General features: G+C 70.7%; 11 protein-coding genes and 2 tRNA genes. 9 read left to right on the top strand and 4 right to left on the bottom strand.

The features are described 5' to 3' along the window. Positions 1 to 249 precede the first annotated feature (249 nt). On the top strand, positions 250 to 1,464 hold the full coding sequence (locus ABZX65_RS18115; protein WP_355340295.1) for a restriction endonuclease: 1,215 nt from the start codon (positions 250 to 252) through the stop codon (positions 1,462 to 1,464). 92 nt (positions 1,465 to 1,556) lie between these two features. Here ABZX65_RS18115 and ABZX65_RS18110 read toward each other — a convergent pair whose 3' ends face one another. The 3 genes from ABZX65_RS18110 to ABZX65_RS18100 all read right to left on the bottom strand — a co-directional run bounded on the left by ABZX65_RS18110 (position 1,557) and on the right by ABZX65_RS18100 (position 4,889). Beyond that, the gene (locus tag ABZX65_RS18110) at positions 1,557 to 2,450 is read right to left on the bottom strand and encodes an HNH endonuclease (RefSeq protein WP_355340292.1); all 894 of its coding nucleotides are present in this window, start codon (positions 2,448 to 2,450) and stop codon (positions 1,557 to 1,559) included. A 491-nt stretch (positions 2,451 to 2,941) separates the two neighbouring features. Then, on the bottom strand, positions 2,942 to 3,601 hold the full coding sequence (locus ABZX65_RS18105) for an NAD(P)H-binding protein (protein WP_355340289.1): 660 nt from the start codon (positions 3,599 to 3,601) through the stop codon (positions 2,942 to 2,944). Between the two features lie 10 nt (positions 3,602 to 3,611). Continuing rightward, on the bottom strand, positions 3,612 to 4,889 hold the full coding sequence (locus ABZX65_RS18100) for an amidohydrolase family protein (RefSeq protein ID WP_355340286.1): 1,278 nt from the start codon (positions 4,887 to 4,889) through the stop codon (positions 3,612 to 3,614). A 523-nt stretch (positions 4,890 to 5,412) separates the two neighbouring features. Here ABZX65_RS18100 and ABZX65_RS18095 point away from each other — a divergent pair. From ABZX65_RS18095 to ABZX65_RS18060, 8 genes are all read left to right on the top strand, one after another. Further along, positions 5,413 to 5,485, top strand: a tRNA-Thr gene (locus ABZX65_RS18095). 45 nt (positions 5,486 to 5,530) lie between these two features. Then, positions 5,531 to 5,603: transfer RNA gene (locus ABZX65_RS18090), tRNA-Met, on the top strand. Positions 5,604 to 5,689: 86 nt separating this feature from the next. Continuing rightward, positions 5,690 to 5,854, top strand: coding sequence for a 50S ribosomal protein L33 (gene rpmG / locus ABZX65_RS18085; RefSeq protein ID WP_004571794.1), 165 nt, complete (start codon positions 5,690 to 5,692; stop codon positions 5,852 to 5,854). Positions 5,855 to 6,055: 201 nt separating this feature from the next. After that, entirely contained in the window at positions 6,056 to 6,580 is a 525-nt protein-coding gene (locus tag ABZX65_RS18080) for a MaoC family dehydratase N-terminal domain-containing protein (RefSeq protein WP_355340283.1), read from the top strand. Beyond that, positions 6,577 to 7,005, top strand: a complete 429-nt coding sequence (locus ABZX65_RS18075; RefSeq protein WP_355340280.1) for a MaoC family dehydratase — start codon at positions 6,577 to 6,579, stop codon at positions 7,003 to 7,005. The genes ABZX65_RS18080 and ABZX65_RS18075 overlap by 4 nt, the downstream gene beginning before the upstream one ends. A 110-nt stretch (positions 7,006 to 7,115) precedes the next feature. Next, complete coding sequence (locus ABZX65_RS18070; RefSeq protein WP_355340277.1) at positions 7,116 to 7,673, top strand: helix-turn-helix domain-containing protein; 558 nt, start codon at positions 7,116 to 7,118, stop codon at positions 7,671 to 7,673. 116 nt (positions 7,674 to 7,789) lie between these two features. Further along, positions 7,790 to 9,235, top strand: a complete 1,446-nt coding sequence (locus ABZX65_RS18065) for an MFS transporter (protein WP_355340274.1) — start codon at positions 7,790 to 7,792, stop codon at positions 9,233 to 9,235. 1,069 nt (positions 9,236 to 10,304) lie between these two features. Then, on the top strand, positions 10,305 to 11,360 hold the full coding sequence (locus ABZX65_RS18060; RefSeq protein ID WP_355340713.1) for a UDP-N-acetylmuramate dehydrogenase: 1,056 nt from the start codon (positions 10,305 to 10,307) through the stop codon (positions 11,358 to 11,360). Positions 11,361 to 11,390: 30 nt separating this feature from the next. On the opposite strand, the gene ABZX65_RS18055 is transcribed toward ABZX65_RS18060, so the two are convergent. Continuing rightward, positions 11,391 to 12,494, bottom strand: a complete 1,104-nt coding sequence (locus ABZX65_RS18055) for an adenosine deaminase (RefSeq protein WP_355340271.1) — start codon at positions 12,492 to 12,494, stop codon at positions 11,391 to 11,393. Positions 12,495 to 12,501 lie beyond the last annotated feature (7 nt).

Raw genomic sequence — 12,501 nt, 5'->3', positions numbered from 1 at the left:
TGCACCGCGGCGCCTCTTTTCCCTCAGGTCCATGCACCACCTCAGCGGTACCGACGAGGTGCACCACTTGACACAGAATTAGTGCCGCGACCGGCTCGCCCACTACGCCACCGTAGTTGGAGAATCTGACACTGGCGTCGCCCTTCCAACCCTGCGCCAGCGCAGTTGTGATTGAAGAGCTACGAACCTCTTGCGACGACCGCAGGTCGACTCTGATGAATGTCAGCCTGGGTTGGTAGAAGTACTTGTATGCCTCTCTCGCCGCAAGCACCAGGCCAGGACGTCCCCTTCGACCAGCTCAAGCACTCTGATCTCGCGGTGGACGCTGTCTACGCCGGCGGAGCGTCAGGGCACTCCGGCGACGACGCGCTCGCTCAGTTGCTGCCAGGTACTGGTAACCAGGGTGGGTTCCGCTACGCCGGCTCGCCGGCCAAGGGGACTGTCCGGCTGGTCGTTCTGTACACCAGTGGGGGAGAGGTGGACTGGCCTGACTATCTGGACACCGGGACAGGGACATTCACCTACTACGGCGACAACAAGACGCCGGGCAAGGGCCTGCATGAGACTCCGCGCAAGGGCAATGTTCTCCTGCGGGATGCCTTCGAGCACTCCCACGGGACGGCCCTGGTCCGGGGTGCCAAGGTGCCGCCTTTCCTGCTCTTCGAGAAGGCCCGAGCCAAAGGGCGGGCGGTGCGCTTCCGAGGCCTGCTTGCCCCGGGGGGACCCACTCTGACCGCGGATGACGAACTGGCGGCGATCTGGCGGTCAACTGAGGGGAAGAGATTCCAGAACTACCGCTCGCGCTTCACGGTGCTGGATGTCGAGCTGGTCCCCCGCAGTTGGATCGGTCACGTCCTGGGAGGCGGCGATGTGCTTGGAGGAGAGTGCCCTGAGGCGTGGAAGGCATGGGTGCAGAGTCGTGTCTACCGGCCGCTGCTGGCGCCGGCCACGACTGCCATCCGTTCCACTGCGGACCAGCTCCCTTCTGACAAGACAGGGCAGGCTGTGCTGGATGAGATCCGGCAGCACTTCCGCGGGAGGGAAAGTGACTTCGAGGCGTGCGCAGTGGCCGTTTGGCGGTTGATTGCCCCGTCTACTGGCGCAGTCGATGTGACGCGGCCCAGCCGCGACGGCGGTCGTGACGCTGTAGGCGTCTACGTGCTCGGCGCTCCGGCAAACCCGATCAGCATCGATTTCGCACTTGAGGCCAAGTGCTACGGCCCGGGCAACGGCGTTGGAGTCCGCGAGGTCTCGCGTCTGATCTCGCGAATCCGTCACCGCAATTTCGGCGTGCTGGTCACCACGTCCTACTTCAACCGGCAGGTACAGAGCGAGGTCCAGGAAGACGGACACCCGATCGCGCTTGTCTGCGGGCGCGACATCGCGGACGCACTCCGGCAGCACGGCAGGGCCACCGTCGCTTCGGTGCGTGACTGGCTCCAGCAGAGCTTCCCCCGGCTATAGCAGGCACGTGGCCATCTCGGGCGAAGTTCTGCCCCCGGCATGTAACGGCCGGGGGCAGAACTTCGACGGCATCCGGTGAGGCATGCAGACAGCTAGTCGCCGGCTGCTTTGCGGCGCTTCCGCTCACGCTCGTATGCCTTGACCGCGGCAGGTGCTCCTTCGGGAGGCCACGGTTCCCAGGAGCGCAGCTCGTAGGTCACCGAGGTCACGCCGTTCTCCTTGAACCGGTGGGAAATGATCTCCCACCCCAGGATGAACCGCAGTTCGCGCAGCCGCTTCATCGGGTCTCCCCGGTGCGTCTCGCGCGCCACGATGTGGATGAGCTCCACTGGGGTTGCCTCCCCTCTGCTCGCGAAGGCCTTGAGGAGCTCTCCGATCCGTTCCCAGGGGTTGGTGCGGTAGATGGCCTGTCCGAACGCCTCTCTGTAGGGGGCCAGAGACTTGAAGAAGGCGCGCTTGCCGTTGTTGTGCGGCTGGCAGAGCGGTTCCAGATTGTCCAGCTCCGTCTCCCCGCCCCAGGACCGCGGAACGATGTGATCGATCTGGAGCCGGGCATCCTGCGGCCCGGCACCGCACATCGCGCAGAAACGCCCTTTCACGGTGAAGACCTCTGCCTGAAGCCGCGGGCTGATCCTCCCTGAGTCGCTGGCCGGCGTCTCACTCCACGCGTCGAGCCGGTAGACCCACTTCCCGTCTCCTTCCCGCCGGTAGGAAGTCACTGTGAAGTGGTCACGGACCTCCCGTAGGCGGCGCTGGGCTTGTACGTTGCCCTTCCCGAAAACGTCACGAGAGCGCTCGACCCACTCATCCATGGTCGGCGGATCGTCGCGGCGCTGCAGCAAGAAGCGGCATGCTTCGGCCGTCTCCCGGCTCGAAAACAGCGCCTCAATCTCCGGGCTGTCCCACTCTGGCAGTGGCCGTTCCGCAGCCTCACCTATGGCCGTCACTCGCGCCTCCCTGACGAACGCCGATTGAAGTGCCGACAACGAGAGATTGTAGGAGGGCGGCATGATGCCTGGCAACGCATTTCTGTCATGCCGACTAGGCGCGACAGAGTCTCAAACAGCCTCAGAGCTGCGCCTTTGGGTACTTTACCGCCGCCGGACTGCTCTCCCGACTGCTGGTTTTCCGGCGGCGAGATGGATGCAGGACCGACTGTTTGGGCCACTCAGAGGGGATTGCACGGGTGGGGCGGTGGAGGTTTCAGCGGAGCCAGCTCATGTCAGCGGGAGGCAGGTTTGTCCGCTGAGGCCGTACCAACGCCAATTCCATGATCATCCCCCGTGTGTGTCCCAACGGGGCCTCCTGAAACCAAAACTGCTGCTCGGATGGGGTGAAACCGGCGCACTGTAAATCCGTCGGCTCTGCCTACCGTGGTTCGAATCCACGTGCCGCCACATCATGAGAACGGCCCCCCCGGCCTGCTGAAGAGCAGGGTGGGGGGCCGTTTTGGTGTGTGTGCGGGGAGGGGGAGGGGCTAGGGGAGGGCGGCGGTGCGGAGGGCTTCGGGGATGGTGTCGGTGCCGGAGACGAGTTCGAGGGTGAGGCCGGCGGTCGAGGGGGTCAGCAGGAGGCCGGCCAGGACGGCGGCGACGTCGTCGCGGGGGATGGAGCCGCGGCCGGTGGAGGGGGCGAGACGGACGCGGCCGGTGCCCGGGTCGTCGGTCAGGGCGCCGGGGCGCACGATCGTCCAGTCCAGGTCCGTACGCGCGCGGATGTCGTCGTCGGCCGCGCCCTTGGCGCGCAGGTACTCGGTGAAGACGGGGTCGTCCCCGCTCGCCCGGGCGTCGGCGCCCATCGAGGAGACCACCAGATAGCGCCGTACGCCCGCCTGTTCGGCCGCGTCGGCGAAGAGCACGGCCGCCGCGTGGTCGACGGTGTGCTTGCGGGCGGCCCCGCTGCCCGCACCCGCGCCCGCCGCGAAGACGGCCGCCTCGGCGCCCTCCAGGACGGCGGCCACCTCCGCGACCGTCGCCGATTCGAGGTCCAGGACGACCGGCTCGGCGCCCGCCGCCCGCAAGTCGTCGGCCTGGGCCGGGTTACGGATCAGCCCGACCACACTGTCACCGCGCTCGGCGAGCAACCGCTCAAGCCGCAACGCGATCTGTCCATGTCCACCAGCGATCACCATGCGCATGGACGTGACGCTACGCCTCGCGGTGCGACTGACGCGGGAGGTCGAGCGCGGCCTCGCTCGCCGAGTCGCAGTATTCGCGCACCGCGCTCGTCCGCGAGACCACCCGGCCCCGGTGGATGACGATCCGGCTGTACGCCAGGGAGAGCACCGCCTCGACACCCTCCCCGCGCACCGCCAGCAGCTCGGCCGGGAAACCGGCCTCGACCCGTACCTCCGGCAGCCCGAGCACGGCCCGCGCCCGGCCGCTGACCGCCGCGTACGCCTGCGCCGCGCCGCACTCGCCGTAGGAGGCGAGCAGGAAGGCGGCCTCCAGCGGATCGCCGCGGCCGACCGGATTGGCCAGGTCGCCCAGCGCCCCGCTGCCCGCCGTGACCCGGACGCCCGCCGCGCGCAGCCGGCGGACCGGGGTGTGCGGACCGCCGCCGCGGCGTACGGAGTCCAGCGCGCCGCAGCCGCCCTGGGGGAGCGCGGTGACCGAGATCCCGGCGGCGGCCAGCCGCTGCGCGGCGGAGTCGATCGCCTCGGGCGGCAGCGCGCCGAGACCGTGGCACGGGCCGAGGGTGACGCCCGGCCGCAGACCGCCCGCCATCGCGGCGAGCCGGGCCAGCCGGGCCGGGTCGTCGGCGGCGGTGTGCAGGTCGACCGGGAGCCCGAACTCGGCGGCGAGCGAGAAGACGGCCTCGGCGTACCCGCTCGGGTCCGGGTCCAGATCGGGGCAGCCGCCGACCACCGCGGCGCCCATCTTCAGCGCGTCGCGCAGCATCGCGAGCCCGTCCGCGCCCGCCGCGCCGGTCAGCAGCCGCGGTACGGCGACGGTGTGCAGGTCGACGAGCCCGCGCAGCGCCCGCCGCGCCTGGAGCACGGCTTCGAGCGCCTGCAACCCCTGGACGTCGCCGATCCGCACATGGCTGCGCAAAGCGGTGGCGCCGTGGCCGAGTTGGAGCAGCGCGGCCTCGGTGGCGCGCCGCTGCACATCGGCGGGGTCGTCGGACGGCGGCCCCGCGGCGCCCGCGGTCAGCGCCAGGTCGAGGTGGGCGTGCGGCTCGGCGGGCGCGGGCAGCAGCAGATATCCGCGCAGGTCGATACGGGTGCCGTCGGCCGGACGGCGCGACCCGTCGGCGGTACGGCCCGCGGCGGGCGCGAGGCTGCCGGCGGTGCCCACGGCCTCGATCCGGGGGCCGCTGAGCCGTACGTCCACGGTCCGGCCGTCGGTCAGCCGGGCGCCGCACAGCAGCAGGGTGGCGGTTTCTGCGGCGGTGCGGGCACTGTCGCGAGGGCTGTCGGTCATCGCGCTCCTCCGGTGCGTGCAGGGCGGGCGGCGGGAGGCAAGATCACGCAAAGCCGAGCTTAGGGGTCAGCACGGCACACACCTGACAGGAGGGCATTAGTCGTACCGGTGGGGGTCGTGGGACGGGGCACACGGTACGGCCGGCGCCGCGCGGGGGAGCGGACGCGCTCGCGTTCCGGTGCGCCCGGAACTCGTGCGCGCCGGAGCGCGGTTCGCGGGTGCGGGCGGTCGCGGTGCCGCGCGGAGAGCGAGGGCGGGTACGGCTCCTGGCGGGCGCGGCCCGGGCGGTCGCGGCGGCGCGGGCGGACCCTCGTGGCGGCGGTGCGAACAGGCCCTCCTGTCCGGCGGTCGCGGCGGTGCGAACAGGCCCTCGTACGGGGCCCGTCGGCCACCCGGCGCGCGGCGGCCGGGAGGTGATCACGTCCTGATCAGGGGGTGGGCGTGACGCCCCGCGACGCCCGATGTGCCCTGCCCGATACGGATTTCACGTATCGCGGCGGACCGTGTAATGTCTTCCTCGCTCGCCCCAATAGCTCAGTCGGTAGAGCGTCTCCATGGTAAGGAGAAGGTCTACGGTTCGATTCCGTATTGGGGCTCAGATGGATCGGTTCCCCGCCGTCAGGCGGGGACCAGTTCGTCAAAGCGGCGTAGCTCAGTCGGTAGAGCAAGCGGCTCATAATCGCTGTGTCACCGGTTCAAGTCCGGTCGCCGCTACTCACCGTAGCCGATTGTGGGATCGGTCCCTCAGTCGGCTACTATTCTCATGTTCAAATCACCCCCGTTCGTCAAGGAGCACTCACGTGGCCGCCACAGACGTCCGCCCGAAGATCACGCTGGCCTGCGTGGAGTGCAAGGAGCGGAACTACATCACCAAGAAGAACCGGCGCAACGACCCGGACCGTCTTGAGATGAAGAAGCACTGCCCGCGTTGCAACGCGCACACCGCGCACCGCGAAACGCGCTGACTCCAGGCCGTAGCAGTACCGCGAGGCCGTCCCCGTCACCGGGGGCGGCCTCGACGTATTGCCCGGTGGGAGCCGTACGGATCAGCTGAACCGTTACGCCACCGCTAGCGACCCCCCGCGCCCGTACGACTTCCGTACGTATGTCGTACGCTGCCCCCGATCCCGCCCGCTTCCCGCCCGCTTCCCGCACCGGAGGTGCCGATGGCTCTGGACCAGTCCTTCGTGGGGCGGAGTTATCCGCCCACCGCCGCCTATGAGGTGGGCCGGGAGAAGATCCGCGAATTCGCCGAGGCGGTCGGGGACACCAACCCGGCGTATATGGACGCGGACGCGGCCAAGGCGCTCGGGCACCGCGATGTGATCGCCCCGCCGACCTTCGCCTTCTCGATCACCTTCAAGGCCGCCGGCCAGGTCGTCCAGGACCCGGAGCTGGGCCTCGACTACAGCCGGGTCGTGCACGGCGACCAGAAGTTCGCCTACACGCGCCCGGTCATGGCCGGTGACCGGCTCTCGGTCACCTCCACCATCGAGGCGATCAAGTCCCTGGCGGGCAACGACATCATCGACATCCGCGGCGAGGTCCACGACGAGTCCGGCGAGCACGTGGTGACCGCCTGGACGAAGCTGGTCGCCCGCGCGGCGGAGGACGACCCGCGCGGCGGCAGCGGGAACGGCTCGGGGAACGCTTCGGCGAACGCTTCGGTGAACGCGGAGGGCGCGGCATGACGGCGACGATCGGTTACGCGGATGTCGAGGTCGGCACCGAACTGCCCGCGCGGACCTTCCCTGTGAGCCGCGCCACGCTCGTGCAGTACGCGGGCGCCTCCGGTGACTTCAACCCGATCCACTGGAACGAGAAGTTCGCCCGCGAGGTCGGCCTGCCCGACGTCATCGCGCACGGCATGTTCACCATGGCCTCGGCGATCCGGGTCGTCACGGACTGGGCCGGCGACCCGGGGGCGGTCGTCGAGTACGGCGTACGGTTCACCAAGCCCGTCGTCGTGCCGAACGACGAGCAGGGCGCGCTCATCGAGGTGACCGCGAAGGTCGCCGCCAAACTGGACGACCAGCGGGTGCGGGTCGACCTCACCGCGACGTCCGCGGGCCAGAAGGTGCTGGGCATGTCCCGCGCCGTGGTCCGGCTCGCCTGAGACGTAGAAGCGCAGGTAAGGGGTGCCCATCCAGGTGGGTGCCCCTTACGTTTGCCCGTGTCTCCCGTATCGCGGTTGACAGGTTAGTTATGGACCACTAACTTACTCGTATGGTCAGGATGAGCGCAGAGGAGAGGCGCGAGAGCGTCATCCGCGCGGCGATGAGCGAATTCGCCCGCGGCGGCTACAACGGCACGTCCACCGAGACGATCGCCCGCCGGGTGGGCGTCTCGCAGCCGTATCTCTTCCGCCTCTTCCCGAACAAGGAGGCCATGTTCCTGGCGGCGGCCACCTACTGCCTGGAATCGACGCGCCAGGTCTTCGCCGATGTGGCCGAGGACGAGACGGACCACGAGGGCAAGCTCAAGGCGATGGGGAACGCGTATCAGACGCTGATCTCCGACGACCCCGAGCGGCTGCTGATGCAGATGCAGATGTATGTCGCGGTCGCCGCCGCCGAGGCGTCCGGGGACCACGAATTCGGCCGTTCCATCCGTGAGGGGTGGGAGGCGCTGTGGGAGACCCTGCATCTGGAGCTGGGCGCGGACGTCGAGCAGACCACGCAGTTCCTCGCCTACGGAATGTTGATCAACACCCTGGTGTCGCTGGGCTTCCCGGCCGACCACCGCATCTGGGAAGGGCTGTACGAGACGGCCCGTCCCGAGTGAGGCGCCGCGCCTTTCGGGGCGCGGAGTCATCGGTTTTTTCTGTCCGCTGAAGTTAGTCATCCATAACTAACCGTACGGCTCGAAGCCGTCGCAGTACGCACTCCACAGGGGGAGTCATGACCCAGCAAGCAGCAGAAGGCCGCAGGCCAGGCACCGCCGCCTGGGCTCTGATCATCACCAGCGTCGCCGGATTCATGGCGGCCCTCGACAATCTCGTGGTCACCACCGCGCTGCCGTCCATCCGCAAGGACCTCGGCGGGGCGCTGTCCGACCTCGAATGGACGGTCAACGCCTACACGCTCACCTTCGCCGTCCTGCTGATGTTCGGCGCGGCGCTGGGCGACCGCTTCGGCCGCCGCAAGCTCTTCCTCACCGGCCTCACGATCTTCACCGGCGCCTCCGCCGCGGCGGCCCTCGCGCCCACCATCTCCATGCTCATCGCCTTCCGCGCGCTCCAGGGCGTCGGCGCCGCGATCATGATGCCGCTCACGCTGACGCTGCTCACCGCGGCGGTCCCTGCCGAGCGGCGAGGCGCCGCGTTCGGGATCTGGGGCGCCGTCAACGGCCTCGCCGTCGCCAGCGGGCCGCTCATCGGCGGCAGCCTGACCGAACACATCTCCTGGCAGTGGATCTTCTGGCTGAACGTTCCGCTCGGCATCGCCCTCATCCCGCTGGCCCGGCTGCGCCTCAACGAGTCCACCGCGCCCGGCGCCCGGCTCGACCCGCGCGGCACCGCGCTCATCAGCCTCGGGCTGTTCGGCGTCGTCTACGCGCTGGTCAACGCCACGACCAAGGGGTGGACCAGCGGGCCGGTGCTCGGAGGGCTCATCGGCGGCGCGGCGCTCGTCGCGGCCTTCATCCGGCACGGGGCGACCTCGCCGAACGCCATGCTGCCGATGCGGCTGTTCCGCAGCCGCGGGTTCTCGGCCATCAACGCGGCCAGCATGCTGATGTTCACCGGGATGTTCGGGTCGATCTTCCTGCTCAGCCAGTTCCTGCAGAACGTCGTCGGCTACTCGCCGACCGAGGCCGGGCTGCGCATGCTGCCGTGGACCGGTATGCCGATGATCGTCGCGCCGATCGCCGGGATTGTCTCCGACCGGATCGGGGGGCGGCCGGTGGTCGCGGCCGGGCTCGCCCTTCAGGCGATCGGGCTCGGGTGGTTCGCGACGATCATCTCGCCGGACGTCTCCTATCTGGCGCAGCTTCCCGCGCTGATCATCAGCGGGGCCGGGATGGCGCTGTTCGTGGCGCCGGCCACGGCGTTGGTGATGGGGAGTGTGCGGGGGGCGGAGCAGGGGATCGCCTCGGGGGCCAACAACGCGCTGCGTGAGGTGGGGGGAGCGCTGGGGATCGCGGTGCTGGGCTCGATCTTTTCCGCGCAGGGCGGGTACGGGTCGGCTGACGCCTTTGTCGACGGGTTGACGCCTGCGCTGTGGGTTGGTGCCGCCGTGCTCGGTGTCGCCACGGTCGCGGCCCTCCTCCTTCCCCGCCGTCCCTCTCCCACCTCCCTCGACTCCACCCCGTCCTCCTCCCCCCGCGACCTCCAGCCCACCGCCTAGCCCTTTCCTGGCCGTCCTGGCCGCCTTAGCTGTTCCTGGCCCTCTTGACCCCCGTGCCCGGCTTTTGGGTGCGGGGGTCAGCCCTTTCTTCCACCGCCCTGTCCCTGGTGTCGGTCCCGGGCCGGGGCACCTCCTCGAGCTGCGTGCTGCCTGCTCCTTGCCCATTCGTCCCCGCCCTGTCGGCACGCAAATCTGCGGGGGCACCCCGCCCCGTCCCCTCCGGCCCATCGCCGCCTGACGGTCCCCCGTGGGTGGGGAGAGGGGGTGGGGGCGGTCCGCCGTGGGTGGGGGGCTAGCGGGGCGGTTCGCCGTGGGGTGGGCGGAGGGGGGTGGGTGGGTTCCGGGCCCTCCGGTACGGCTGCGAGTGACGGTCGGCCGTGGGTGGGGGGCTAGCGGGGCGGTCCGCCGTCGGGTGGGCGGAGGGGGGTGGGTGGGTTCCCGCTCTTCCGGTACGGCTGCGGGTGACGGTTCGTGGTGGGTGGGGGCTGGGAGGGGGGGCGGTTCGCCGTGGGGTGGGCGTCGGGGGCGGTGGCACAGGCTCGTTCGGTACGGGTGCGGGTGGCGGTTCGTGGTGGGTGGGAGGGGGCGGCCTCTTTGCTACAGGTACGGGTGGTGTTCGTGGTGGGTGGGGGGGCGGCCCTTTTGGTACGGGTGCGGGTGGCGGGGCGTGGGGAGTGGGGGGCCTTTGGTTGGTTGGCGGGGGGCTCGGGGTCTTCACTTCTGGGGGGCGGTCCTTTCGGATTGGCCGGGGGGAGTTGCGCAGGGCCCGTACGCCCTGCCACCCCTCCCTCCTCAGCCACAGCGGACAGGCGGGCGCCGGCGGACCGGAGGGGTCGGTGCGGGGTGCCCCCGCAGGGGGACGAACGGGCAAGGGCTGGACGTCATCGAAGTGCGGGCACGTTCGTCGCCCGAGGAGGTGCCCCGGGCCGGGACCGACCAGGAACGGGCGGCACCCGCAGACGAAGAAAGCACCCGCACGGGTGGGCGGGCGGGCAAAGACGCCCCCCCACGCAAGCGGGCCGGGAAAAGAAGGGAGGCGGCGGGCCCCTAGGGTGAGGGGGTGGACGTAATGGAGAAGGCGCCGCTGGCCCCGTTGACAACCTTCCGCGTAGGCGGCCCCGCGCACCGCCTGATCACGGCGGCCTCGGACGCCGACGTCATCGCCGCCGTCGCCGCGGCGGACACCACCGGCACCCCCCTGCTGATCGTCGGCGGCGGCAGCAACCTCGTCGTCGGCGACCGCGGCTTCGAGGGAACGGCGCTACGGATCGCCACCCGCGGCGTGACCCTCGACGGCACCTCGCTTGAGGTCGCCGCGGGCGAGACCTGGAGCGACGTCGTGGCGCGGACCGTCGCCGCCGGCCTGGCCGGAATCGAGTGCCTGGCGGGCATCCCCGGCTCGGCGGGGGCGACGCCGATCCAGAACGTCGGCGCCTACGGCCAAGAGGTGTCGACGACGATCACCGAGGTCGTCGCGTACGACCGCCGGACCCGCGAGACGGTGACGCTGGCGAACGACGCGTGCGCCTTCTCGTACCGCCACAGCCGCTTCAAGGCGGAGCCGCACCGCTACGTCGTGCTGCGCGTCCGCTTCGGACTGGAGGACGCGGGCGGGCTCTCCGCCCCGGTGAAGTACGCGGAGACCGCCCGCGCCCTGGGCGTGGAACCCGGCGACCGGGTGCCCCTGGAGAAGGCGCGGGAGACGGTGCTGGCGCTGCGCGCGGGCAAGGGCATGGTGCTGGACGAGGCCGACCACGACACCTGGTCTGCGGGCTCCTTCTTCACCAACCCGATCCTGACCGCCCCGGAGCACGCCGCGTTCCTGGAGCGGGCGAAGGAGCGGCTCGGCCAGGACACGGCGCCGCCGTCGTACCCGGCGGGCGAGGCCGGTCAGGGCCTCACGAAGCTCTCGGCGGCCTGGCTGATCGACAAGGCGGGGTTCACCAAGGGGTACGGCAGCGGCCCGGCGCGGATCTCCACCAAGCACACGCTGGCGCTGACCAACCGCGGCGGCGCGACCGCCGAGGATCTGCTGGCGCTGGCCCGCGAGGTACGCGACGGCGTCCACGCGGCGTTCGGCGTGACGCTGGTCAACGAGCCGGTCCTGGTGGGCGTCAGCCTGTAGATCCGACGACCCTCTCGGCAGAGCCCGGCGTCAGCCTGTAGACCCGACGACCCTCTCGGCAGAGCCCACCGCACCCTCGGCGGAGCCCACCGCCCCCTCGGGAGAGCCCCCGGCCCCCTCCGGTGTCGCCTCCCACTCGGCGATCCCCGCCAGCAGCCGCAGGCGTACGTCCTCCGGCGCGCGGGAGCCCCGTACGGACTGCCGGGCCAGCTCGGCCAGTTCGGCGTCGGTGAAGTCGTGCGAGGCGCGGGCGATCTCGTACTGGGCGGCGAGCCGGGAGCCGAAGAGCAGCGGGTCGTCGGCGCCGAGCGCCATCGGCACGCCCGCCTCGTACAGGGTGCGCAGCGGTACGTCCTCGGCCTTCTCGTACACGCCGAGCGCGACGTTGGAGGCCGGGCAGACCTCGCAGGTGATGCCCTTCTCGGCGAGGCGGCGCAGCAGCCGAGGGTCCTCGGCGGCGCGGACCCCGTGCCCGATACGGCCCGCGTACAGGTCGTCGACGCAGTCGCGGACGCTGGAGGGCCCCGCCAGCTCCCCGCCGTGCGGGGCCGCGAGCAGGCCGCCGTCGCGGGCGATGGCGAAGGCGCGGTCGAAGTCCCGTGCCAGACCGCGCCGTTCGTCGTTGGAGAGCCCGAAGCCGACCACGCCGCGGTCGGCGTACCGGACGGCGAGCCGGGCCAGCGTACGGGCGTCCAGCGGGTGCTTCATGCGGTTGGCGGCGACGACCACGGCCATGCCGACCCCGGTGTCCCGCGAGGCGGTGTGCACGGCGTCCAGGACGATCTCCATCGTGGGGATCAGCCCGCCGAGCCGCGGCGCGTACGAGGTCGGGTCGACCTGGATCTCCAGCCAGCCGGAGCCGTCCGCCGCGTCCTCCTCGGCGGCCTCGCGGACCAGCCGCTGGATGTCCTCCGGGGTGCGCAGGCAGGAGCGGGCGATGTCGTACAGCCGCTGGAAGCGGAACCAGCCCCGCTCGTCGGTGGCCCGGAGTTTGGGGGGTTCGCCCGAGGTCAGCGCCTCGGGGAGGTGCACGCCGTGCCGGTCGGCCAGTTCCAGGAGCGTGCCGGGGCGCATGGAGCCGGTGAAGTGCAGATGCAGATGTGCCTTGGGGAGCTGACGGACCTCGCGTGCCATTCCAAGA

The organism is Streptomyces sp. NPDC003300, assembly GCF_040610915.1.
Classification (GTDB): domain Bacteria; phylum Actinomycetota; class Actinomycetes; order Streptomycetales; family Streptomycetaceae; genus Actinacidiphila.
This window is presented reverse-complemented; position numbering and strand designations above follow the sequence as displayed.

Bases quoted from the DNA above. Each gene is read 5' to 3' on its own strand.
- ABZX65_RS18115 (WP_355340295.1), top strand. From the start codon at position 250: ATGCCTCTCTCGCCGCAAGCACCAGGCCAGGACGTCCCCTTCGACCAG.
- ABZX65_RS18105 (WP_355340289.1), bottom strand. From the start codon at position 3,601: ATGCGCATGGTGATCGCTGGTGGACATGGACAGATCGCGTTGCGGCTT.
- ABZX65_RS18100 (WP_355340286.1), bottom strand. From the start codon at position 4,889: ATGACCGACAGCCCTCGCGACAGTGCCCGCACCGCCGCAGAAACCGCC.
- ABZX65_RS18080 (WP_355340283.1), top strand. From the start codon at position 6,056: ATGGCTCTGGACCAGTCCTTCGTGGGGCGGAGTTATCCGCCCACCGCC.
- ABZX65_RS18075 (WP_355340280.1), top strand. From the start codon at position 6,577: ATGACGGCGACGATCGGTTACGCGGATGTCGAGGTCGGCACCGAACTG.
- ABZX65_RS18070 (WP_355340277.1), top strand. From the start codon at position 7,116: ATGGTCAGGATGAGCGCAGAGGAGAGGCGCGAGAGCGTCATCCGCGCG.
- ABZX65_RS18065 (WP_355340274.1), top strand. From the start codon at position 7,790: ATGACCCAGCAAGCAGCAGAAGGCCGCAGGCCAGGCACCGCCGCCTGG.
- ABZX65_RS18060 (WP_355340713.1), top strand. From the start codon at position 10,305: ATGGAGAAGGCGCCGCTGGCCCCGTTGACAACCTTCCGCGTAGGCGGC.
- ABZX65_RS18055 (WP_355340271.1), bottom strand. From the start codon at position 12,494: ATGGCACGCGAGGTCCGTCAGCTCCCCAAGGCACATCTGCATCTGCAC.